Source organism: Sphingopyxis sp. A083, assembly GCF_001468495.1.
GTDB lineage: Bacteria > Pseudomonadota > Alphaproteobacteria > Sphingomonadales > Sphingomonadaceae > Sphingopyxis > Sphingopyxis terrae.
Map to the genome: position 1 here is coordinate 1 of NZ_LNSK01000016.1, position 23,096 is coordinate 23,096.

Sequence of the window (23,096 nt, forward strand, 5' to 3'; positions counted from 1 at the left end):
CCCCAGGAACCACCGCCCCAGCCGCCACCCGAACCGCCGCCCCAGTCATTGTCGCCCCAGATGATGATCGGGGCGCCGCCCCATGGGCGATGCTTGCGATGCCGCCGTCCGCGACGCCCGAAGGCGCCGAGCATCGGCAGGATGAAAAAGAAGAAGATGATGAAGGCCACGAAGATCAGCCCGCCGATATTTCCATTGTCGGCGCGGTCGCGCTCGGCCTTCGCGGCCTTCGCGGCGCGCGCCGCGGCTTCCTCCGGCGGCAGCTGGATCTGCTCGGCGATCGCGTTCACGCCGTCCTGGATGCCGCCGGGCATGTCGCCGGCCTTGAATTTGGGCGTCACCACGTCGCGGATGATCCGGCCCGACAGCGCATCGGTCAGCACGGGTTCAAGCCCATAGCCGACCGAGATGTTCATTCGCCGTTCGTTGGGGGCGATCAGGAAGACGACGCCGTCGTTATTCTCCTTGCCGCCGATGCCCCACGCGCGGCCGAGCTTGTAGCCATAGTCGCTGATGTCATTGCCATCGAGGCTGTTCACCGTCGCGACGACGAGCTGGTGCCCCGTGGTCTTTTCCAGCTGTTCGAGCTGGACCGTCAGATTGGCTTCCTCGGCCGCCGGAATGATATCCGCCTGATCGACGACGCGCCCGCTGAGCTTGGGGAAATCCTGCGCCGCCGCGGGCGCGGCCGTCAGCAACAGCAGCCCGGAGAGGGCCGCCGTTGCTATGGAACGAAGCTGGGCGATCAGGCCCACCTTATTGACCGAAATCGACCTTGGGCGCGACGTTCGCGTTGGGATCGACCGCCTTATAGGGGGTCATCGGCTTGGCGCCGTGGACGATCTTGGCGCCGATGATGTCGGGGAAGGTGCGGATCGTCGTGTTATAGTCCTGCACCGCGGCGTTATAGTCCTGGATCGTGACGTTGATGCGGTTTTCGGTTCCCTCGAGCTGGGTCATCAGGTCGGCAAAGCGCGCCTGGCTCTTGAGCTCGGGATATTGTTCGACGGTAACGAGCAGGCGGCCGAGTGCGCTCGACACATTGCCCTGCGCTTGCTGGAAGGCCTGAACCTTCGCGGGGTCTTCCAAGTCGTCGGTGCTCAGCTTCACCTGCGTTGCCGATGCGCGCGCCTGGATAACGCCTTCGAGCGTCGATTGCTCGATCTTCGCGGCACCCTTGGCGGTTTCGACGAGGTTGGGGATCAGGTCGGCGCGGCGCTGATAGGCGGCTTCGACATTGGCCCATTTGGCCTTCGCGGCTTCTTCCTTGGTCGGAACGCTGTTGATGCCGCAGGCCGACAGGCTCATCGCGGCGGCCGGAACAATCAGCCAGCGGGCGGAACGATAGGACATGGTCATCAGGCTCCCTCAGGCGGCGTTTTGCCGCAACAATACACATAATAGGATGCCCCTTGCTTTTGCGCAATGACCGGCGCACCACCATGACGGCAGGATCAGCAGTTCGGGGAGCAATAAGATGCTGAACGAGTTCAAGGAATTTATCGCGCGCGGCAATGTCATCGATCTGGCGGTCGGCGTCATCATCGGCGGCGCGTTCGCGACGATCACCGGATCGCTGACCGAGGACGTCATCATGCCGCTCGTCGGCTGGCTGTTCGGCGGAGTCGATTTTTCGAGCAAGTTCATCCTGCTCGGCAGCATTCCCGACGGCATCGCCGCGACCGACTATGCCGCCTTGAAAAAGGCGGGCGTCGCGATGATCGGCTATGGTGCCTTCATCACCGCGGTGATCAACTTCCTGATTTTGGCATGGATCATCTTCCTGCTCGTGCGCGCGGTGAACAAGGTGGTGCGCAAGGAAGCGCCGGCCGAAGCGCCCGCGGGGCCGAGCGAGGTCGATCTGCTTACCGAAATCCGCGACGAACTGCGCAAGAAATAGCATTTCATCGCGCGTCGGCGTGGGTCCGGTGTCGATTCAGGACGAAAGGCCCGCCTGCGCTCTTCCAAAGTGCGGGCGGGCTTCCTATATGGGAAGGGCCGGTTTCGACCGGCTATGAGGATAAATGGTGTCGTGGAATAGACACAGCGGACCCGGGGGCAGTACCCGGCGGCTCCACCACAAGCCCGCGTCCTTTTCGAAGGGGTGCGCGGGCTTCTGACGGGGCCGAACCAGGATCGACGTGTGTTCAAAGACGATGTTTTCTTCCGGGCTGAGTAACCCGTTAAAGGCTCAAAACCAATAGGTGCTAACGATAACGAAGCACTCGCTCTTGCTGCCTAACCGATAAGCCTCACGGCCTAAGGTTAGACAAATAGAACGCGGTTCGGACCGAACCGGGCAACAGAATCGGATACCAGCGGCTGGGGACGAGCCGGGCAACAGAATCGTCCCACCTTTCCCTTTTTCAGCTGCCGCCTCTCGCGTCGCCCCTGCGACCGTGTCTTATCAATGCGCGCCGTCGCATTGACCATGATCGCCCAGCGCCTCGATCACCCGGCAATCGCCGGCCAAGCCGCCGCGGCAGCGGCCGACGATGCGGGTCAGCTCGTCGCGTAGCGCCGAAAGCTGTGCGATCTTCGCCTCGACCTGTTCCAGATGCGCGGACGCGATGCGGTCGGCGTCGGCGCAGTCGCGTTCGGGATGATCGGAGAGGTCGAGCAGCGAGCGGATTTCGTCGATCGTGAAGCCCAGTTCGCGCGAGTGGCGCACGAACCGCAGCCGCGCGCGATGCGCGTCGCCATAGCTGCGGTAATTGGCCTCGGTCCGCGCCGGGGCGGTGAGGAGGCCGATCCGCTCATAATAGCGGATGGTTTCGATGTTGGTGCCGGTGGCACGCGACAGTTCGCCGATCTTCATCACTTGACCCTGTAGTTGCTACAGGGTGCATATAGGATGCCGACTCGAAGAACCAAGCGGCCGCCCGGCAATTCCTGCGGCGGCCGAGACGGAAGGAGATGCAGGCGATGGCCGATCAATGCTGCGCCGGAAAAAGCGGAGCGACCGCGCTGAACGACCCCATGTGGCGGCGCATCCTGTGGATCGCTCTGCTGATCAACGGGGCGATGTTCCTCGTCGAAATCGTCGCGGGCGTCGCAGCCGATTCGCGCGCGCTGCAGGCCGATGCGCTCGATTTTCTGGGCGACAGCGCCAATTATGCGATCAGCCTGACGGTCGCCGGCATGGCGATCGCCTGGCGCGCACGCGCGGCGATGCTGAAGGCTGCGACGATGCTGGCGTTCGGGCTGTGGATATTGGGCTCGACGATCTGGGGCTTCATCGACGGCAGCGCACCGCATGCCGAAACGATGGGGATGATCGGCGTCGTCGCGCTCGCCGCCAATGTCGCGGTCGCGCTGATGCTCTATCGCTACCGGACCGGCGACGCCAATATGCGCTCGGTGTGGATATGCTCGCGCAACGATGCGATCGGCAATCTGGCGGTGATGGGGGCGGCGCTCGGCGTGTTCGGCACCGGGCAGGGTTGGCCCGACCTTCTGGTGGCCGCGATCATGGCGCTGCTTGCCATATGGGGCAGCGCGGAGGTCTTCCGCCACGCGCGCCGCGATCTCACCGCCGCCTGACGCGCGCCGCCCTATAGGTGCCATTCGTATGCGCCGCGCGGAACCGAACTGGCGGCAAAGCATTTCCCCGCTTTGCCTTCGCCGGTCAGGAGCATATTGTGGCGCACAGGATGCGGATCAGGGGCGCCTTGCACTTCGGCCCGGCGCGCGCGTGCCGACGGCCGCGCGCAGGATGGAGGCACGCGCGTGGCTGATCCCGCAGCGCCCGCGGCAGCCGGCGGCGCCTATGTGTTCAAGCCGCACGAACGCCCGATCATGCCTGGGTCGCCCGCGTCGCCGGACCATCCCGTCGGGCGCAAGGTCGGCTATTTCGTCATCGGCCTGTATCTTGCGATCGTCGGCGGTTTCCAGAACGGCCTGCTCATCGCCAATCTGACGGTGCTGCAGGGGCATCTCGACCTGACGCCCGCAGATGCGGGCTGGGTCACCGTCTCCTATAATATGACCAATGCGTGCATGAGCATCCTGCTCTACAAGTCGCGCCAGCAATTCGGCATTCAGCGTTTCGTGCGCGCGACGATGATCGCGCTCCTGATTGCCAATTTCGTCCAGCTTTTCGATGCCGGTTACCGCATGGAACTGATCGCGCGCGGCGTGTCGGGGATCGCCGCGAGCGGGCTGTCGACGCTCGCCGCCTTCTATATGATGCAAGGCCTGCCGGCGAAGATGCGGATCGCGGGCTTTCTGCTCGGCATCGGGCTGGGACAGGTGGCAATTCCGCTAGCGCGCGCCGTATCGCCGCTGTTGCTCGCCGACGGGGACATCGGCAATCTGTTCGTGCTGCAATTTGCGCTCTCGCTCGTCGCGGTCGGTGCGGTCAACATATTGCAGCTCCCGCCGGGCGAAACGATCCGCTCGTTCGAAAAGCTCGACCTCATCACCTTTCCGATCCTGGCGGTCGGCGTCGGGCTGCTCTGCGCCTTTCTGGTGCAGGGGCGCATCATCTGGTGGTCGACGCCGTGGCTCGGCGGCGCGCTGGCGGCGTCGGTGGTGCTGATCGGCACCGCCTTCCTGATCGAACATTATCGCCGGAATCCGATGCTCCACACGCGCTGGATCGGCAGTCGCAACCTCATAAAATTCGCGCTGACCGGCGCACTGGTCCGCGTGCTGACGTCCGAACAGAATTTCGGGGCGAGCGGGCTGCTGTCGGCTACCGGCCTCGTCAACGATCAGCTTGTCGCCTATTATGCGGTGCTGTCGTTCGCGACGCTGATGGGGGCGGTGCTGTCGATCGCGCGGCTCGACCCGACCGACCTGCGGCGGCCGATCCTCGTCGCGCTTGCCGTCATCACCGTCGGCGCGTTCCTCGACACCCATTCGGGTCTGCGCACCGGGCCGGTGAACCTGTATTTCTCGCAAGGCGCGATCGCCTTCGCCGCGGTCTATGTGATGGGGCCGCTGCTGCTCGAAGGGCTGCTGCGCGCCATTTCGCGCGGCCCTGCCTATATGGTCAGCTTTCTGGCGGTGTTCAGCCTGTCGCAGACGATCGGCGGGCTTGCCGGGGTTGCGGCGCTATCGGCCTTTCACACGCTGCGCACCAAGGCGCATCTGATGACGCTGGGGCAAACCCTGTCGACGACCAACCCCGAACTGGCGCAGGGGATCAACGCGATCGCGGCGAGTCTGACCGGCAGCATCGCCGACCCGGCGCTGCGCAGCGCGACCGCCGCGGGGCAGGTGGTGCGCGAGGCGGCGCGCGAAGCGACGATCCTGGCATTCAACGACGTGTTCGTCGTGATCGGCAGCCTGTCGGCGATCGCCTTCGTCGCGATGTTCGCGCGCTGGGTTTATGATCGACGCCGCGGAATCAATCCATTGGCACGGGAACTTGAAGTCTTGCAGAAACTGAGGGCGCAAAATCAATGAGCGACGACAAACAGGAAGGCGCGCCGCCCGCGCCCGAAACGCCGGCACCGGCTCCGACGCCGGACCCGATGCCGACCCCGGCACCGGCTGCTGCCGATCCGACCCCGGCGGAACGGCCCGCCGACGCGCCGGCCGATGGCTGGGCGCCGCCGCGTTCGCGCGGACGGATCATCCTGTTCGGCGCGATCATCCTCGTCGGCGCGCTCGCCATTCTCTACGCCTGGGGACTACCGCCCTTCCGCGCGAACAGCCAGACGACCGACAATGCCTATGTGCGCGGCCAGACGACGATCATCGCGCCGCAGGTGGGCGGCTATGTGACCGCGGTGCTGGTGCAGGATTTCCAGACTGTCGCGGCGGGGCAGGAACTGGTGCGGATCGACGACCGCATCTACCGCCAGCGCGTTGCGCAGGGCAGCGCCAATATTGCCGCGCAGACCGCCTCGCTCGACAATAGCGCGCAGAGCAGGCGCTCGGCCGAAGCGCAGGTGAAGGCGCAGGAGGCGGCGGTCGCCAACGCCCGCGCGCAGCTCGCCCGTGCCCAGGCCGATATGCGCCGCGTCAACGATCTGGTCGGCGAAGGATCGGTGTCGATCCGCGAACGTGACCAGACGCTCGCGGGGCTCCGCCAGGCCGAAGCGGCGGTGCGGCAGGCCGAGGCGCAGCGCGCGATCGCCGCGGAGCAGGTGCGATCGGTGAGCGTCGGGCGCGGCGGTCTGGAGGCCGGGGTAGCCAATGCAAAGGCGGCGCGCGGGCTGGCCGACATCGATCTTCAGAACACGATCGTTCGCGCCCCGCGCGCGGGCAAGCTGAGCGAAGTGTCGGTCCGCGTCGGCCAGCTCGTCAGCCCGGGCACCCAGCTCATGTATCTCGTGCCCCAGAAACATTGGGTGGTCGCCAATTTCAAGGAAGCGCAGACCGCGAACATCCGCGTCGGCCAGCGCGCGACGCTGCGCGTCGATGCGCTGGGCGGCGCCGAGCTGAGGGGCGTGGTTGAAAATATCGCCCCCGCGGCGGGCAGCGAGTTCAGCATCATCAAACCCGACACCGGATCGGGCAATTTCGTCAAGGTGCCGCAGCGGATCGCCGTGCGTATCCGCATCGATCCGAAGCAGAAGCTTGCCGAGCGGCTCGGCCCCGGCATGTCGGTGGTGGCGACGGTTCATACCGGACGCGGCGAATGAGGCCGCTCCCCTTGCCGCTTGCCGGTCTGGCGCTGGCATTGGCGGGCTGCGCGCCCGCGCTGACGCCGCCGCCCGCCGCGAGCGCGGTCGCACCGCCCGCCGACTGGCGCACTGCGCTGCCGACGGACGGTGCGGCGATCGACAGCCGCTGGTGGTCGGCATTCGGCGACCCGCGGCTGACCGCGCTGGTCGAACAGGCGCGCGCGAATAACAGCGATCTTGCCATCGCGGCGGCGCGCGTTGCCGAAGCGCGGGCGCAGGAGCGCGTCGCACGGTCGCTGCTGTGGCCGAACCTGTCGCTGAGCGGGCAGGGGGCCGAGGCGCGCAGCGTCAACGCCTTCGGCCAGCCAACCGAAAGCTTCACCGCGCAGCCGGTGTTCCAGGCAAGCTACGAGATCGACCTGTTCGGCCGCAATGCCGCGACGCGCGAGGCGGCGCGCGCCAATGCGGCGGCGGTTGCGGCGGCGCGCGAGGCGGCGACGCTGTCGGTCAGTGCGGCGGCGGCGAGTGGTTATATCACCTTGCTCGCGCTCGATGCGCGGCGGCAGTTGCTCGCCGAGACGCTGACCTCGCGGTCGGAGGCGCTCCGGCTCGCGCGCAGCCGCGCCGAGGCCGGCTATACCTCGCAGCTCGAACTGCGACAGGCCGAGGCCGAATATCAGGCGACGGCGCAGCAGATCCCGGCGATCGAGGCGGCAATCGCGCGGCAGGAAAACGGCCTGTCGCTGCTCGTCGGCGATACGCCGCATGCAATCGCGCGTGGCGAAGGTTTTGCCGCGCTCGCCGTGCCGCCGGTGCCTGCGGTGCTGCCGTCTGACCTGGTGCGGCGGCGGCCCGACATCGCGCAGGCCGAATATGCGCTGGCGGCGACCGACGCCAATCTGCGTGCCGCGCGGGCACAATTCCTGCCGCAAGTCCGGTTGGCGGCGTCGGCCGGGGCGGTGATTTCGTCGGCTTTGGGCGATCCGATCAGCATATGGTCGGTGGGCGGCAGTATATTGGCGCCGATCTTTTCGGGCGGGCGACTGCAAGGCCAGTTCGACGCCGCGACGGCGCAGCGCGATCAGGCGGCTTTCGCCTATCGCAAGACGGTTCTCACCGCCTTTCGCGAGGTCGAGGACCAGCTGGCGGTGATCGACCGGCTCAACGCGCAGGAACAGGCGCTGATGGCGCAGCGCGCGGCGGTGGCCGATGCGCTGCGGCACGCGACCAACCGCTATCGCGCGGGCTATTCGCCCTATCTGGAACAGCTCGACGCGCAGCGGTCGCTGCTCGGCGTCGATCTCGCGCTGATCCAGCTCCGCGCCGACCGCCTGAACGCATATGTCGCCCTCTATCAGGCGCTCGGCGGCGGCGCCCCGGCGGCTTAATCGCCAGCGAGGATTTTCTCGATCCCCGATGCCACCGCGGGGTGATAGGTGGCGCGCGAGCGGGCGAACAGGTCGCGCGCGATCGCATCGCCCCACGCGCCCTGACGCTTCAGCCCGGTGTAGAGCGGCCGGATCAGCAGACCGCGCCCGACGGTGCCGGCGAACTGGCGCAATGACGGTAGCGCGGGTTCGTAGCGGTTGGCGATGGCAAGCTCGAGCCAGGCGGAACGAACATAGGCGTTGGTTGACGCCGACAAACCCAGCGTTTCGTCGAGTTCCTTGAGCCGCGCCGCGCTCTGCGCCCGCGGGATACCGTTCAGGAAACGCAGCCATTGCTGCGTCGTCCATACTTCGGGCGCGATGGCGCGCGCCGGACCGCCGGCGTTGAAGGCGGCAAGCTTGGCATCGACCGCGGCCAGCGTCGCGCTCTTGTGGTGCACCGCATTGTCGGGCAGGCCCGCGGCATAGGACCAGCGGTCGAGTTGCAACGACAGTTCGAGCGCCGGGTCGCCCTTCAGCAGATTTTCGCGCAGATCGGTCAGGAAACCCGCGGTCGTCTGCGGCTGAAAGGCATGGCGGTCGAAATAGGATTTGAGATAGGCGTCCCAGCGCGCGCGGCCGACCGTCGTTTCGATCATGCGCAGGAAGTTGGATCCCTTGGTATAATCGAGCGTGCCGTCGCCGGGTGCACCGTGCAGCCGGGTCTTGGCGCCGGTCTGGCCGCCATTGGCGTCGATGTCGCGCATCATATTGTCCCAGTCGAGATCGGCATACATCGCCGCGCGCTCCTTGCCATAGAGCGCCTCCATGATCCGGTTCTCGAAATAGGTAGTGAAGCCTTCGTTGAGCCAACTGTCGGACCAGGTCGCATTGGTGACGAGGTTGCCCGACCAGCTATGCGCCAGTTCGTGCGCGACGACGTCGGTGTTCGACCGGTCGCCGGTGATGATCGTCGGCGTGAGAAAGGTCAGCATCGGGTTTTCCATGCCGCCATAGGGAAAGGAGGGCGGCAGGACGAGCATGTCGTAGCGGCCCCAGCGATAAGGGCCATAGAGCGCCGAGGCCGCGTCGATCATCTTTTCGACATCGCCGAATTCGCGCGCCGCGGCGTCGAGCATCGTCGCTTCGGTCCACACGCCCGAGCGTGGGCCGAGCGAGCGGAATTTAAGGTCGCCGACCGCGAAAGCGATCAGATAGGGCGGCACCGGCTTGTCCATGCGAAAGCGAAAACGGCGGCGACCGTCGGGCAGCGCTTCGCCCTTGTCGCCGCTCAGCTTCTCGCCGCTCATCACCGCGACGAGATCGCCCGGAACGGTCAGCGTCGCATCCCATGTCTGACGGATACCGGGGCTGTCCTGCGTCGGAATCCAGCTCCGGTTGAGGATCGCCTGGCCTTGGCTGAACAGATAGGGCTTGGTCTTTCCCGCAGTCATTTCGGGCGGCAGCCATTGTAGCGCATTGGCTCCCGGCCGGCTGCGATAGGTCAAGACGATGCGCTGCGCGCCATCGAGTTCGACCGTCAGCGCCGAACCGAGTTCGGGATTGGCATCGCCGACCGCCCATTTGAGCGGCTTGCCATTGGCGTCGGTGACCGAAGAAATCGCCAGATTGTCGGCATCGAGGACGATCGACTGGGCATTGTTGGCGACGAGCAGATCGAGCGTCGCGGTGCCGCCCAGCGTGCGGGTCGCGAAATCGACATCGAGGTTCAGCGACACATGGGTGACGCGGGCGACCTCGGGATCGGCGTGGGTCCATACGTCCTTCGCTTCGGGCGTGGTCAATATGGGGGCAGGGGCGGTCGCCGTCTGTGCGGCGAGGGGCGAGGCGCCGGCGAGCAGCGCGGCGGCGAGCAGGATCATACGCATGGGAAGGCGGCGTAGGCGGCGACGCACGAAACTGCAACCGGCTGGTGGCCCGAAGCAATCCTGGCGAACGCGAAATTGTCGGTGGAGATTGCGGTCGATCCGGCGCAAGGTGCGCGCCATTCCCGCACGGCCATTTTCGGCGCGGGATGTCGATGATTCAAATGATGGATTTTGCCAATGACCCGATATCGCCCCATTTCGTTCGCCGCGGCCGCGCTCGCCGGCGCTGCTCTGCTTGCCCCTCCCGCCCTCGCCGAAGAGGGGATGTGGACCTTTGATGCCTTTCCGGCGCAGCAGGTGAAGCAGACGTATGGCTGGGCGCCCGACCAGGCGTGGCTGGGCAAGGTGCAGGCGGCTGCGGTGCGTCTGACCGGCGGCTGTTCGGCAAGCTTCGTATCGGCCGAAGGCCTGATCCTGACCAACCACCATTGTGTCGCAAGCTGCCTGTTCGACAATTCGAAGGCGGGCGCCGACTATCTCAACGACGGTTATGTCGCCGACCGCCGCGACATGGAACTCAAATGCCCCGGTCAGCAGGCCGAGGTCGTCACCAGCATCGGCGACGTCACCGGGGCTATCAAGGCGGCGATGGGATCGCTCGCGGGTGAAGCGCTGACCAAGGCGCGCGACGCGAAGATCGCCGAAATCGAAAAGAGCGTTTGTCCCGACACCGACAAGACGCGCTGCCAGGTCGTCACCCTGTTCGGCGGCGGTCAGTACAAGCTCTACAAATATCGCAAATATTCCGACGTGCGGCTGGCATGGGCGCCCGAGGATCGCGCCGCGACCTTCGGCGGCGATCCCGACAATTTCAACTTCCCGCGCTATTCGCTCGATGCAAGCTTCCTGCGCGCGTACGAGAATGGCAAGCCGGTCGTGACGCCCGCGCACCTGCAATGGAACCCGCGCGCGCCGCGTGAGGGCGAGATGACCTTCGTCGTCGGCAACCCCGGTTCGACCAGCCGGCTCTACACGACCAGCCAGCTTGCCTTCGAGCGCGAGCTGCGCCTGCCGATCACGGTGACGACCTATTCCGAACTGCGCGGCCGCCTGCTGCGCGCGATGGAGGAAAGCAAGGATCATGAGCGCGAAGGGCTCGATCTGCTCAACGGGCTCGAAAACAGCCTGAAAGTCTATATCGGCCGCCAGAAGGCGCTGAACGACCCGGCCTTCACCGCGACACTGGTCGCCAAGGAGGACGAACTCAAGGAGAAGAGCGCGGGGAATGCCGCGATCGGCGATCCCTGGGCGTCGGTCGACAAGGCGGTCGGCGACTATCGCTCGCTCTATTTGCCGGCGCGCTTCACCAATCCGATGAGCGATCTTTATGGCTATGCCGAAACGCTCGTCTATGCGGCGCAGGAGCGCTCGAAGCCCAATGGCGAGCGCCTGCCCGGCTACACCGACAGCGCGCTGCCGCTGACTAAAAAGAGCCTGCTCGATGCGAAGCCGGTCTATCCCTGGCTCGACGAGCTGACGCTCGAATGGAGCCTGTCGAAGGCGCGCGAATATCTGGGCGCCGACGATCCAGACACCAAATTGCTGCTCGGTCAGGACAGTCCCGAACAGCTCGCCAAGCGGCTGGTCGAAGGATCGAAGCTCGCCGATCCCGCCTATCGCCAGATATTGTGGGATGGCGGGCTTGCCGCGATCGAGGCCAGCGATGATCCGATGATCCGCTTTGCGCTGCGCCTCGCGCCGCGCCAGCGCGCGCTAAAAAACGCGGTCGACGAGGCCTATGGCGGTCCGCTCGCCGTCGCCGGCGGCAAGATCGCCGACGCGCGCTTCGCCGCCTATGGCGACACGCTCTATCCCGACGCGACCTTCACGTTGCGCATTTCCTATGGGCAGGTGAAGGGCTGGATGGAGCGCGGCAATGCGGTGCCGATCGCGACGACAATGGGTGGCACCTTCGACCGCGCGACGGGTAATCCGCCGTTCGACGTCGCTCCGGCCTTTGCGGCGAACAAGGCGGCCATCGATCCGGCGGTCACCTATGACTTCGTGACGACGAACGACATCATCGGCGGCAATTCGGGTTCACCGGTGATCGACAAGGCAGGCACCGTGATCGGCGCCGCCTTCGACGGCAATATCCACTCGCTCGGCGGCAATTACGGTTACGACGGCACGCTCAACCGCACCGTGGTCGTTTCGACCGCTGCCGTGCAGGAAGCGCTCGAAACCATCTATCCCGCGCCGGCGCTGGTGAAGGAGCTTGCGGGCAAATAGCCGCCCCGGCGTCCCGGTGCAGGGGATGCCGGCGATTGCGGCGAGCGGCGGACTGTGGACCGTCGCTCGCCGCATCACACGCTCTTCCATGGCCGGGCTGCGGTTCGCCTGTCGCTATTTCTTTTGAGCAAGGCATTGGGCGAGCGCGTCGCGCGCCTTCAATCCATCATGCCATTGCCCGGAGAAGATGGTCTTGCCATTGTCTGCCAGGCTGTAATCCTGAATATCCTCGATCGCGCCCACCAGAATGGCCCCGCTCGGCACGGCGAAACTCACCATGCCCATTGTTTTGCTCCGGAGACCGACTTTGGAGATCAGAGCCGTTACGGTTTGGATTTCCCCGGACTGCGTCAGCGAAAACGCCCTCGACTGGGATTTGTCCGGCGCCGGGATGCTGTAACCCATATACTGGATGACGGCGGGACCGTTCCTGCCTTCAAGGGCCGACATGATCACGGCGCCGGCAGGTGTCCAATAGCTGACGGTGCAATCCTTATCCGCTTTCCCTTTTTCGGTGGCACGCTGTGAACTGGAAGCTGGTTCGGGCGACCATCCGGCGAAGGGTTCCTCGCCAGGCAGAAACCACAGGCCTTCCTGAAGCTGACGATATCGTTGACCTATCAGTTTGCGTTGCTCTGAATTGGCGGCTTCAACCTCCGCCCCATGCTTGGCGAATGCCGCCCATTCTTCAGGCGAATAATATCGCATCGCCGCGCCTTGGTTGCCGTCTGACCCCCATTCGCACCAATATTCGACGATGTTGCCGGTTTGATCATAGACTTCACTGATGGTGTATTCGTTGGACCTTCCGGCGCATAGATGCTCGGCATGAGCGGTTTGCGGCCAGAAACAGAATGATAGAAGAGTCAGAAGAATCTGCGTCCATCTGCGCTTCAATCTCTTTGGAAATTTCATGGGCATTTCCGCTTGAAAATACAATGGCAGCATGTCCGTCCAAGCCGTGATCCGCGCAATTAAGATAAGTTGCGGCTAACACAGGGGCGGGCCGAGCGGTATAGTTCAAATGTACCGGTAGGTTCGTCCCGGCTTTTTTCGTCCGATGGCTCCGTCCGGGCTGTCAGTCCGCGACCGGCCAGATTAAGTCCGCAGCCGGTACCCCACCGCCAGTTCGTTGACGATCCGCTTCGGCTGCGACGGATCTTCTTCCAGTTTCTGGCGCAGTCCGCGGACGACGATCCGCAGATATTCCACGCGATCGGCCTGTGCCGGGCCCCACACCGAGGTCAGCAATTGGGTGTGGCTCAGGACGCGGTCAGGGCGGCGCGCAAGCTCGGCCAGGACGCCATATTCCTTCGGGGTCAGATGAACCTCCTCGGCGCCGCGAAAGACGCGGCGGTGCGCAAGGTCTATTCGCAGCGCGCCTGCCTCCACGACCGTGGGTTCCTCGCCCGACGCGGCCGCGCGCTGGTGGCGCAGGGCCGTGCGGATGCGGGCGAGCAATTCCTCGGTATCGAAGGGCTTGGTTACATAGTCGTCGGCGCCCAGATCCAGCGCCGTCACCTTCTCGGCACTGTTTTCGCGCGCCGATACGACGATCAGCGTGGCGTTCGAGCGCAGCCGCAGCGGCTCGATCAATTCCAGCCCGTCGCGATCGGGCAGGCCGAGATCGAGCAGCACGACATCGGGCCGCTCGATGTCGAACAGCGCCATCGCCTGCCTGGCGCTGTCGGCTTCGATCACCTGATGACCGGCGCGTTGCAGCGTGGCCTGCAGCAGCCGCCGGATATGAGCATCGTCCTCGATGATCAGGATTTTTGCCGGTGGCACCATTCAGCCTGCCTATTTCGTCGGGAAGCGCGCGTCGAGTGCCCGATTGAGCATCAGCACGTTGACGCGCCTTTCGCCAAGGATTCCTGCGAGCGGGTGTTCGACAGATGCCTCGACCAGTGCCCGGAGGCTGGCGTCGTCGATGCCGCGCGCTTTCGCCACGCGCGCAATCTGCAAAAAAGCCGCCTCGGGGCTGATGTGGGGGTCCAGCCCCGAGGCGGAGGTCGTCACCAGGTCGGGCGGGACAGGGCGGCCCGGTGCCGTTGCAGTGAGCGCCTTGACGTCGGCGGCGACGCGATCGGCGAGCGCTTTGCTCGCCGGACCGAGGTTCGACCCCGAGGAAGCGGCAGCATCATAACCATCGGCGCCGGCGGCCGAGGGGCGCCCGTGGAAATAGGCGTCGGCCAGGAACCTCTGGCCGATCAGCTTCGACCCCACGATCTTTGAGCCGTCGCGGACGAGGCTGCCATTGGCTTGCTCCGGAAAGACGAGCTGGCCCATAGCCGTCAGCGCGAGCGGATAGACCAGACCGAGGAGGAGAGCGAAAAGCGCGGTCAGCACGAGCGCGGGACGAAGGGCGGATTTGAGTTCGGAAAACATGGAATTGTCCTTACGCAAGCTGGAGGCCGGACACGGCGAGGTCGATCAGCTTGATGCCGACAAATGGCGCGACCAGTCCGCCGAGGCCGAAGATCGAAAGATTGCGCGCGAGCAACGGGCCGGCGGGCATCGGCCGGTAGCGCACGCCCTTGAACGCGAGCGGAACAAGGCACGGAATGATCAAGGCGTTGAAGATGATCGCCGACAGCACCGCGCTTTCGGGCGTGGCAAGGCGCATGACGTTGAGAACGCCGAGCTCAGGATAGAGAAAGACGAAGATCGCCGGGATGATCGCAAAATATTTGGCGACATCGTTAGCGACCGAAAAGGTCGTCAGCGCGCCGCGCGTCATCAGCAATTGCTTGCCCAGGCCCACAACCTCGATCAGCTTGGTCGGATCACTGTCGAGATCGACCATATTGCCCGCCTCGCGCGCCGCCTGCGTGCCGGTGTTCATCGCGACGCCGACATCGGCCTGCGCCAGCGCGGGGGCGTCGTTGGTGCCGTCGCCGCACATGGCGACGAGCCGTCCCTCGGCCTGCTCGCGGCGAATGAGGGCAAGCTTGTCCTCGGGCGTCGCTTCGGCCAGGAAATCGTCCACCCCGGCTTCGGCGGCGATCGCCGCGGCCGTCAGCGGGTTGTCGCCCGTAATCATGACGGTGCGGATTCCCATTTTGCGCAATTCGCCGAAGCGTTCGCGAACGCCCGCCTTCACGACGTCCTTCAGGTGGATGGCGCCGAGCAGACGCCCGTCCCTGACCACCGCGAGCGGCGTGCCGCCGGCGCGCGCAACCTCGTCCGTTATGCGGCGCAACTCCTGCGCGGCAGGCGAGGATGCGGTGTCCGGGTGGGCCTTGAAGATCGAATCGACCGCGCCCTTGTGGATCGTCACCCCGGCGACCGTGACCCCCGAAAGGCGCGTCTGCGCGGTGAAGGGGATGACGTCGGACCCGGCCGGAAGCGCCGCCACGCGTATCGCATAGCGCTCGCGCGCAAGCGTCACGATCGAACGACCCTCGGGGGTTTCGTCGGCCAGGCTGGCGAGCAGTGCGGCCTCGGCCAGCGTTTCGTCATCGACGCCCGCCAGCGCGCGGAACTCGCTGGCCTGGCGGTCGCCGATCGTGATCGTGCCGGTCTTGTCGAGCAGGAGAACATCGACATCGCCCGCGGCTTCGACGGCCCGGCCCGACTTGGCCAGCACGTTGAAGCGCACGAGGCGGTCCATTCCGGCAATCCCGATAGCGGAGAGCAGCGCCGCAATGGTCGTCGGGATCAGCGTGATGAGCAGGGCCGCGAGCAATGCGACCGGGATCGATCCGCCGGCATAGGAGGCGAAGGCCGGAATAGTCGCGACGGCGATCAGGAAGATGATGGTCAGCCCGACGAGCAGGATCGTCAGCGCAATCTCGTTGGGCGTCTTGCGCCGCTCAGCACCCTCGACGAGTGCGATCATGCGGTCGAGAAAACCCTGGCCCGGCTCGGCAGTGACGCGCACCTTGACGCGGTCGGAGATGACGCGCGTGCCGGCTGTCACGGCGCTACGATCGCCGCCGGCCTCGCGGATCACGGGGGCGCTTTCGCCGGTGATCGCCGCTTCGTTGACCGATGCGACGCCTTCGATCACCTCGCCGTCGGCGGGGATGAGGTCGCCCGTCTCGACCAGCACGATCTCGCCCTTTTCGAGCTGGCTTGCGGCGACGATTTCATAAGTCTCGCCGACGCCGAGCATCAGCTTGGCGCGCAACTCGGCCTTCGTCGCGCGAAGCGAGGCCGCTTGGGCGCGCCCGCGTCCCTCGGCCAGGGCTTCGGCAAAGGTGCCGAAAAGCACGGTGAGCCAGAGCCAGGCGACGAGCTGGATTTCGAAACCCAGCGACAGGCCGGGGTCGCCGAGCGCGAGCAGCACCGTCAGGAGCAGGGCAACGCAGGCGGTGGTGAACATCACCGGGTTGCGCATCAGCTCGCGCGGATTGAGCTTCCTTACCGCATCACGCATCGCCGGAACGACCAGTGCGGGGCTGAACATCGAGGTTGGAGTCGTCATGTCGCTGATCCCTCAAAAGCGCTGGCCGGCCATCATCGAGAGATGATCGGCGACGGGACCTAGCGCGAGGCTGGGAAGGAAGGTGAGGCCGCCCATGATCAGGATGATCCCGATCAGCAGGCCGATCCACAGCCCCCCGGTGGTGGGGAAAGAGCCGCTGGTAGCGGGGGTGTGGCGCTTTGCGGCGAGGCTACCGGCGATGGCGAGCACCGGCACGATCACGAAGAACCGGCCAAGCCACATCGCGATCCCGATCATGGCATTGTAGAAGGGAGTGCCCGCGCTCAGGCCCGCAAAGGCCGAGCCATTGTTACCGGCCCCCGAGCTGAATGCGTAGAGAATCTCCGAGAAGCCGTGCGGCCCCTTGTTGAGCGGTCCGGCAAGCCCCACGGGGAGCACGCTGGCAATGGCGGTGAAGCCGAGGATGACCAGCGGCAGGATCGCAATGGCGAGGACGGCGAGCTTGACCTCGCGCGCCTCGATCTTCTTGCCGACATATTCGGGTGTGCGCCCCACCATGAGGCCCGCGACGAACACCGCGAGGATGGCAAAAAGCAGAAAGCCATAGATGCCCGCGCCGACACCGCCGACCACGACCTCGCCGAGCTGGATGTTGAGTAGCGGGATCAGGCCGCCGATTGCGGTGAAACTGTCGTGCATGGCATTGACAGCCCCGCAGGACGCCGCCGTGGTGACAACGGCGAAGAGCGAAGAGGCGGCGATGCCGAAGCGAACTTCCTTCCCCTCCATGTTGCCGCCGCCAACGCCGAGGTGATGAAGTGCGGGGTTGCCGGCGGCCTCCTGCCAATAGGCAATGCTGGCGCCGGCGATGAAAATAAGTCCCATCGCCGCGAGGATTGCCCAGCCTTGGCGCGTGTCGCCGACCGCCTTGCCGAAGCACCACGTCAACCCGGCGCCGATCAGGAAGATCGAGAGCATCTGGATCAGATTGGTGAGCGCGGTCGGATTTTCGAAAGGGTGCGCGCTGTTGGCGTTGAAGAAGCCGCCGCCATTGGTGCCCAGCATCTTGATCGCTTCCTGGCTTGCGACCGGGCCGAGCGCGATCGTCTGCCGAACGCCTTCGAGCGTCGTTGCGTGAGCCGATCCCGCCAGCGTCTGCGGCACGCCGCTCGCGATCAGGAACAGCGCGTAGACCGTGCAGATGGGAAGCAGCAGATAGAGCGTGATGCGCGTCGTATCGGCCCAGAAATTCCCGATCGTTCCCGTTTCGCGCCTTGCGAAACCGCGAAACAGCGCGAAGGCAATCGCGATACCGGTGGCGGCGGAGAGGAAGTTCTGGATCGTAAGCCCGAGCATCTGCGACAGGTTCGACAGCGTCGTCTCGCCCGAATACCATTGCCAGTTGGTGTTCGTCGTAAAGCTGACCGCCGTATTGAAAGCGCCGTCGGCGCCGACCGCGCGGAAGCCTTGCGGATTAACGGGAAGTACCCCCTGCAATCGCAGCACCGCATAGGTGAAAAGCAGCAGCGCGAGGTTGAACAGCAGCATATGAAGCGCGTAGCGCCGCCAGCCCTGCTCTTCGGTCGGGTCGATCCCGGCCATTCGGTAGAAGCCCCGCTCGACTGGCCCCAGGATGCGGTGAAGCGGGGTGGTGCGCCCTTCGTAAAGGGCAAAGAGCCAGAGGCCCATCGGCTTGGCAAGAAGGGCAAGGATCGCGACGAAGGCGAAAATGAGCATCCATCCGGACAAGGTCATGGAATTGCCTCCGGTCAGAAACGTTCGGGGCGCAGCAGCGCCACCACGAGATAGACGAACAGCGCCGCAGCGACGGCGCCGGCGAGCATCGACGAAGCGCTCATGGTCAGGCCTTGTCGCAGATGCGCGCGTAGCCGAGCGTGGCTGCGAACAGGAGCGCGGTAAGGGCGAGCCACATCAGATCGGTCATCATAGGTCTCCGGCAACGGGCGACTCCCGAGGGAGCCGGACTGAATGCGACGCCGCTACGCCCCTTCGCCGTAAAATTTCGCGGTCGAATTTCGCCGGGCGCATAAGGATTCCATAAAGATCGCCGATTGTCGCTTGGCCCTGTGTCCGCGTCCGGGGTAAGCGGGCGCATGGTATCGGCCACCAAGAGACCCTCACCCGAAGCCCTGTTGCGGCAGGCAAAGCGCGAGGCGCGCGGGCGGCTGAAGATTTTTCTCGGTGCGGCGCCGGGCGTGGGCAAAACCTATGCGATGCTCAGCGAAGGCGCCGCGTTGCGGCGCGACGGACAGGACGTCGTCGTCGCCGTGGTGGAAACGCACGGTCGGGCGGAGACCGAAGCACTGCTCGACGGGATGGAGGTCGTGCCGCGCCGCGAAGTCGCCTATCGCGGCCACCAACTGACCGAGATGGACATCGATGCCGTGCTCCGCCGCGCCCCGACACTCGCGCTGGTGGACGAATATGCCCATACCAATATCGACGGCAGCCGGCATCCCAAACGCTGGCAGGATGTCGAGGAACTGCTGAATGCGGGGATCGACGTCTACACGACGCTCAACGTCCAGCATGTCGAAAGCCTGAATGACGTCGTCGCAAGCTTTACCCGGGTGCGCGTTCGCGAGACGGTACCCGACAGCGTGTTCGAAGGGGCCGAAATCAAGCTCGTCGACCTGCCGCCCGACGAACTGATCGACCGGCTGCGCGATGGCAAGGTCTATGTGCCGCACGAGGCAAGCCGTGCGCTTGGCCATTTTTTCTCGAAGGCGAACCTCTCGGCACTGCGCGAAATGGCGCTGCGCCGGGCTGCCCTGAGCGTCGACCGGCAAATGTTGCACGATCTCGACGCGAGCGGCGAAGCGGGCACCTTTGCCGCCGGCGAGCGGATTCTCGTCGCGATCAGCGAACAGCCAGGCAGCGATATGCTCGTGCGCACCGCGAAGCGCCTTGCCGACGGGCTGAACGCCCCATGGACGGCGGTGCATATCGAGACGGGACGAAGCGCCGCCTTCGACGACGACGCCCGGCGGCGGATAGCCGCGTCGCTCGCACTCGCCGCTACCCTCGGCGCGACGATTGCTACCGTTCCTGCGGAGAGCGTTATTGCCGGACTGCGCGGCCAGATAGAGGTGATGCGCGCGACCCAGCTCATCATCGGCAGATCGCAGCGTAGCTGGTGGTTCGAACTGCGCCACGGTTCGGTGGTCGAGGCGCTGATCCACGACGCGGGCGATCTTGCCATCCACGTCATCCCGTCGCCCCGCGAATCTCCTGCCACGCGCCGGGGTCTCGACTGGACCCGCGGCTGGGGGCGCCCGTCGAGCTATGCGGTCGGACTGGGGCTCATCGCGCTGATGACGGGCGCCGCGCGGTTGGCCGAACCATGGATCGGGACCGGGGCCGTCGATCTGCTGTATCTCGTTCCGGTGATTGTCGCCGCGACGCTTTACGGCTTGCGTCCGGGGCTGTTCGCGAGCCTCGTGGCGGCGCTGGCGTTCAACTTCTTCTTCCTCGAGCCGCGGCACACTTTCACGATCGCCGATCCGCAGAGCGTCCTCACCATGTTGATCCTTACCGGCGTCGCCGCGGTGGTGAGCAATCTTGCCGGCCGGCTGCGAACGCGCGCGCGGATCGGGGTTCGCAGCGCGCAGGAAAATGCGTCGCTTGCCGCCTTCGCGCAGATGCTTGCGCGCGCCTCCGATCGCGAAACCACCGCGGCGGTAACCTGCGAGGAAGTGGCGCGCTTGCTGGGCGTGCGCAGCATCATTCTGGCCGAGCAGGGCGGGCTGTTGCAACCGCTGGTCGCCCGGCCCGTCGATGCGGCGATCTCGCCGATCGATCAGGCGGCGGCCGAATGGGCCTGGACGAGCGGGGAGCCTGCGGGACGCGGGACGAATACGCTGGTTGCGTCCGACTGGCAGTTTCATCCGCTCAAGACCGGGCTCGGGGTTCTCGCGATCCTCGGCATCGCGAGCGAGGACGGCCGCGACCCGATCTCGCCCGACCGCGCCGCGCTGCTCGCCACGCTCGTCGGCCAGGCGGCGCTGGCGCACGAACGCTTGCATCTGGAAGACGAGATGCGCAGCCTGTCGGTTCTCGAGGAACGCGACCGCCTCCGCGCCGCGCTGCTCTCGTCGATCGGGCACGACCTGCGCACCCCGCTGACCGGCGTGACCGCCGCGATCGAGGCGCTGGCGAGCGAGCATCCCGGCGCGTCCGCGCTGCCGCTCGCGCGCGCGGAGGTATCGCGATTGCGGCGTTTTCTCGACAATCTCGTCGAGTTGGTTCGCCTCGATTCAGGCGGTCTCAGCCTGGATGTGGCGCCGGTCGATCTGACCGACGCCGTGGCGGCTGTGGTCCACGATCTGAAAGATCTGCTGCGCGGACATCATGTCGATTTCCAGGTTCCCGCGGGTCTTCCGCTTGTCCGGGTCGATGAGCGGCTGCTCCATCACATTCTGCTCAACCTGCTCGCCAATGCGATCCAGCATGGGGGCAGCGCCGGGCCCATCGCCATCATCGGCCGCCGGACGCCCGATGCCGTAGCCCTGACGGTGCGCGACCATGGCGGCGGTCTGGAACCGGGATCGGAAGGCACGATCTTCGACACATTCGAGCAAGGGAAGGGCGGCGACCGGCATGGCGGCAGCGGGCTCGGGCTTGCGATCGTCAAGGGCTTCGCCGACGCGCTCGGTATCTCGGTTTCGGCGAGCAATCATCCGGACGGGGGCGCAGCATTTACGCTGACCTTCCCGTCCGCCTTGATCGCGACCGTTTCCGATGCCGAATGATTGCAGCGAACCCAACCTTCTGGTGATTTTGACCGCGATGAGAGGCGCGTTGGAAGTGAGCCCGATTCGCAACAGAAATCCATTGGCGTGGCTCGCTTTGGCCTTCTGGAGGCATGGCTCGATGAATTGCCCGTCTCGCCTTCCTCGTCGCTACCCGCCATAGCAAGACGGATCTCGAAATCGATTTTCTGATGGTTGATCCGGCATATCATGGTACCGGCATAGCGGATGCATTGACCAGTTGCGGCCTCCTGTGGATGGGACTGCCGCCGCGCCTCGGCGTTCGCGGGACCGGCGGGTCCGGATGAATTGGCGATTGCAATTGATCTTGTTTTCAAAAGGAAAATCGCGACAGTTGGGTTGATTCAAGATTCAGGGGCGACGCTTAGATTGAACTCGAACCCGGCATCCGACTGCATGGGCGCCCACGACAATGCGTCGCGCGTCAACGTGGCCCGAATATTCGCGCTTTCGCCGCGTCAGGCCGAACTATTGTGGAGTCTCGTCGATACCGGGGCGTTGCGCGACGCGGCGGTTTCAGCGGGCATTTCCTATGTTTCGGCGCGCAACATGCTCGCGGAGATCAAGGTCAAGCTGGGGCTGGACACGATCCCGCTGATCGTCGGACAGGTTCTTGCGATCAGCGATCATCATGCCGGACCCACGCAGTTGCACGATCTGTTCGGGCTCAGTGATCGGCAGTTTGCAATCGCCCGTGCCGTCGCGATCCGCAAGAGCCGCGCCGAAATCGCTGGATCGCTGCACCTTTCGGAATCGGTGATCGATGCCGAGATGAAGAATATCCACCTGATCCTTGGTACCGGCAATGCGGCCGAGGTCGTCCGGATCGTTTCCGCCGCGCTTGAGCATCCTTCGGTCGATGCCGAGCCCGAGATAACGATGCTCGACGGCCATGTGCTGCCCGCCGCTGCGATCGACCATGGGGGCCGCAGGATTGCCTATTCCGATTATGGCCCGGCGGGAGGCAAGCCGGTGTTGATCCTGCACAGCACGATAACCGCGCGCGCGCCGCCGACGCGGCTGGTGCGCGTACTGGCGGCGCGCGGCTTCCGCGTATTGGCCATCGACCGGCCGGGGTTCGGGGGTACCGATCCGGCGGCCGACTGGTCGTCGCTCTATCGCCCCGCGTCGGACGATGTCGCGGCGGTCTGCGCCGCGCTGGGCATCGCGCATATCGATCTTGTCGCTCGGGGGAGCGGTCAGGCGGCGGTCTGCCTCGCGCACCGTCACCCCGATCTGGTGGCGCGCGCCGTCCTCGTCAATCCGACCCCGGCGATCGATCACACGCCGCACGACCGCGGGCCGCTCGGCATCGTCAAGCGGCGCTTTGCGGCGAATCCGGCGGTGATCGAACTGATGATCCGCACGCTCGCCCGCTTCGCCACCGCGACGCGTATGCGCGACGGCATGATCCGCTCCTATCGCGACAGCCCGCCCGATCTCGCGCTGGCCGAGGGCGATCCGCAGTTCGTGGCGGATTATCTGCGCGCGACGCGCGATTTCGCGCGCGGCCGGATTCGGGGCTATGTGGAGGAACAACGCGCCTGGGCGACCGGTTTCGACGTCGAACCGCTGCCCGGAAAGGCGCAGTGGCGCATCGTGCAGGGCGCCCATTATATCTTGCACGCACCCGACGCCGCGATCGCCTATTGGCAACCGCGACTGCCCGACACGCCGGTCAGGCGGATCGCCGATGCCGGCCAGATGCTCGCCTATTCGCACCCTGAAATCGTCGCCGAAGCACTTGCCGAGGCGTGATTTTTTGAAAGAACCATACATTCCGGGATGGACGACGCCGCCGCCGCGCTTTTAGGTAGACGTCCCCACGGCGGACTTCGACGGTCGGC

Annotated in this window: 18 protein-coding genes and 1 other RNA gene; 9 read left to right on the forward strand and 10 right to left on the reverse strand. The window is 65.4% G+C overall.

The window, feature by feature from the left end; genetic code table 11:
* The coding region (locus ATE59_RS16660) for a TPM domain-containing protein (RefSeq protein WP_231737473.1) at nt 1–755 on the reverse strand (755 nt) is incomplete at its 3' end.
* Nucleotide 756: 1 nt separating this feature from the next.
* Nucleotides 757–1,359, reverse strand: a complete 603-nt coding sequence (locus tag ATE59_RS16665) for a LemA family protein (protein ID WP_003047327.1) — start codon at nt 1,357–1,359, stop codon at nt 757–759.
* A 118-nt stretch (nt 1,360–1,477) separates the two neighbouring features.
* Here ATE59_RS16665 and mscL point away from each other — a divergent pair, with 118 nt between their 5' ends.
* Together mscL and ssrA are read left to right on the forward strand one after the other, a co-directional pair.
* Nucleotides 1,478–1,900 (forward strand): large conductance mechanosensitive channel protein MscL, encoded by a 423-nt coding sequence (gene mscL, locus ATE59_RS16670; protein ID WP_003047324.1) that lies wholly within the window; start codon nt 1,478–1,480, stop codon nt 1,898–1,900.
* A 58-nt stretch (nt 1,901–1,958) separates the two neighbouring features.
* Nucleotides 1,959–2,317: a transfer-messenger RNA gene (gene ssrA, locus ATE59_RS17670) on the forward strand.
* 90 nt (nt 2,318–2,407) lie between these two features.
* Here the strand turns inward: ssrA and ATE59_RS16675 are convergent.
* On the reverse strand, nt 2,408–2,818 hold the full coding sequence (locus ATE59_RS16675; protein WP_003047323.1) for a MerR family transcriptional regulator: 411 nt from the start codon (nt 2,816–2,818) through the stop codon (nt 2,408–2,410).
* 107 nt (nt 2,819–2,925) lie between these two features.
* Between ATE59_RS16675 and ATE59_RS16680 the strand changes: the two genes are divergently transcribed.
* The 4 genes from ATE59_RS16680 (at nt 2,926) to ATE59_RS16695 (ending at nt 7,966) form a co-directional block, all read left to right on the forward strand.
* On the forward strand, nt 2,926–3,543 hold the full coding sequence (locus ATE59_RS16680; RefSeq protein WP_003047320.1) for a cation transporter: 618 nt from the start codon (nt 2,926–2,928) through the stop codon (nt 3,541–3,543).
* A gap of 186 nt (nt 3,544–3,729) precedes the next feature.
* Nucleotides 3,730–5,412: an MFS transporter gene (locus tag ATE59_RS16685; RefSeq protein ID WP_058813390.1), complete on the forward strand. Its 1,683-nt coding sequence runs from the start codon at nt 3,730–3,732 to the stop codon at nt 5,410–5,412.
* Nucleotides 5,409–6,596 (forward strand): HlyD family secretion protein, encoded by a 1,188-nt coding sequence (locus tag ATE59_RS16690; RefSeq protein ID WP_156416829.1) that lies wholly within the window; start codon nt 5,409–5,411, stop codon nt 6,594–6,596. Before ATE59_RS16685 ends, ATE59_RS16690 begins: the two co-directional genes overlap by 4 nt.
* Nucleotides 6,593–7,966: an efflux transporter outer membrane subunit gene (locus ATE59_RS16695; RefSeq protein ID WP_058813391.1), complete on the forward strand. Its 1,374-nt coding sequence runs from the start codon at nt 6,593–6,595 to the stop codon at nt 7,964–7,966. Before ATE59_RS16690 ends, ATE59_RS16695 begins: the two co-directional genes overlap by 4 nt.
* Here ATE59_RS16695 and ATE59_RS16700 read toward each other — a convergent pair.
* Nucleotides 7,963–9,834, reverse strand: coding sequence for a M1 family metallopeptidase (locus tag ATE59_RS16700; protein ID WP_058813392.1), 1,872 nt, complete (start codon nt 9,832–9,834; stop codon nt 7,963–7,965). The genes ATE59_RS16695 and ATE59_RS16700 overlap by 4 nt on opposite strands.
* 177 nt (nt 9,835–10,011) lie before the next feature.
* Here ATE59_RS16700 and ATE59_RS16705 point away from each other — a divergent pair, with 177 nt between their 5' ends.
* Entirely contained in the window at nt 10,012–12,066 is a 2,055-nt protein-coding gene (locus ATE59_RS16705) for a S46 family peptidase (RefSeq protein ID WP_058813393.1), read from the forward strand.
* A 114-nt stretch (nt 12,067–12,180) separates the two neighbouring features.
* Here ATE59_RS16705 and ATE59_RS17920 read toward each other — a convergent pair whose 3' ends face one another.
* The 6 genes from ATE59_RS17920 to kdpF all read right to left on the reverse strand — a co-directional run bounded on the left by ATE59_RS17920 (nt 12,181) and on the right by kdpF (nt 18,315).
* Nucleotides 12,181–13,014, reverse strand: coding sequence for a hypothetical protein (locus ATE59_RS17920; protein WP_197409197.1), 834 nt, complete (start codon nt 13,012–13,014; stop codon nt 12,181–12,183).
* A 150-nt stretch (nt 13,015–13,164) separates the two neighbouring features.
* Complete coding sequence (locus tag ATE59_RS16715; protein WP_058813394.1) at nt 13,165–13,857, reverse strand: response regulator; 693 nt, start codon at nt 13,855–13,857, stop codon at nt 13,165–13,167.
* A gap of 9 nt (nt 13,858–13,866) precedes the next feature.
* The gene (gene kdpC / locus ATE59_RS16720) at nt 13,867–14,454 is read right to left on the reverse strand and encodes a potassium-transporting ATPase subunit KdpC (RefSeq protein ID WP_058813395.1); all 588 of its coding nucleotides are present in this window, start codon (nt 14,452–14,454) and stop codon (nt 13,867–13,869) included.
* A 10-nt stretch (nt 14,455–14,464) separates the two neighbouring features.
* Nucleotides 14,465–16,495, reverse strand: a complete 2,031-nt coding sequence (kdpB, locus tag ATE59_RS16725; RefSeq protein WP_058813396.1) for a potassium-transporting ATPase subunit KdpB — start codon at nt 16,493–16,495, stop codon at nt 14,465–14,467.
* 12 nt (nt 16,496–16,507) lie between these two features.
* Nucleotides 16,508–18,211: a potassium-transporting ATPase subunit KdpA gene (gene kdpA / locus ATE59_RS16730; protein WP_058813397.1), complete on the reverse strand. Its 1,704-nt coding sequence runs from the start codon at nt 18,209–18,211 to the stop codon at nt 16,508–16,510.
* A gap of 14 nt (nt 18,212–18,225) precedes the next feature.
* On the reverse strand, nt 18,226–18,315 hold the full coding sequence (gene kdpF / locus ATE59_RS16735) for a K(+)-transporting ATPase subunit F (protein ID WP_040590286.1): 90 nt from the start codon (nt 18,313–18,315) through the stop codon (nt 18,226–18,228).
* A 255-nt stretch (nt 18,316–18,570) separates the two neighbouring features.
* Here kdpF and ATE59_RS16740 point away from each other — a divergent pair, with 255 nt between their 5' ends.
* A complete protein-coding gene (locus tag ATE59_RS16740; protein ID WP_058813398.1) occupies nt 18,571–21,228 on the forward strand; it encodes a sensor histidine kinase in 2,658 nt (885 codons plus the stop codon).
* 450 nt (nt 21,229–21,678) lie between these two features.
* On the forward strand, nt 21,679–23,007 hold the full coding sequence (locus ATE59_RS16745) for an alpha/beta fold hydrolase (protein ID WP_197409198.1): 1,329 nt from the start codon (nt 21,679–21,681) through the stop codon (nt 23,005–23,007).
* The last annotated feature ends 89 nt before the right edge of the window (nt 23,008–23,096 follow it).